The organism is Phenylobacterium sp. LjRoot225 (genome assembly GCF_964252855.1).
Lineage (GTDB): Bacteria > Pseudomonadota > Alphaproteobacteria > Caulobacterales > Caulobacteraceae > Phenylobacterium.
Genome location: NZ_CAXUPL020000016.1, coordinates 1 through 477, shown reverse-complemented (window position 1 = coordinate 477; position 477 = coordinate 1). Strand labels below are relative to the sequence as shown.

General features: G+C 68.8%; 1 protein-coding gene. It reads right to left on the bottom strand.

Features of this window, described 5'->3' with window-relative positions; genetic code table 11:
* Window positions 1-399: IS66-like element accessory protein TnpA (gene tnpA / locus ACSQ2B_RS26725; protein ID WP_436054456.1), on the bottom strand; the 399-nt coding region annotated here is incomplete at its 3' end.
* Between the last annotated feature and the right edge of the window lie 78 nt (window positions 400-477).

Genomic DNA, 477 nt, shown 5'->3' with positions numbered 1-477 from the left:
CGCCTTGATCACCGCCGCCACGGTCTTGGCCTCCGCGCCGCGACAGACGCGGACCACCACACCGTCGATCTCCAACTCGATGTCACCGCGTCCGGCGCGCACCGGTTTCGGACGCGTGCGCTCCGACTTCTGAGGAGCCTCGACCAGCGCCGGCACAAAGCTCATCGGGGGCTCAGGCTCAGGGATCCGCATCCCGCGACGCCATCCGAAGAGTTGCTGCGGGCGGATGTCATGGCGACGCGCCACCTCCGACACCGTCGCACCCGGCGCCAGGCTCTCCTCGACGATCCGCGCCTTGTCGTCCGGCGACCAGCGCCGCCGGCCGCCCACGCCCGTCAGCACCTCCAGCCGGCGTACCTGCACCGGCTTAGGGTCAAGCGTAGGGTCAAATCCAGACATGAAACGATCCGCCCAAGGGGATCGTCACCTTCACCGGCCCGCAGCGTCAGCGGAAGGTGGGGTCAGAACAGCGCTTAC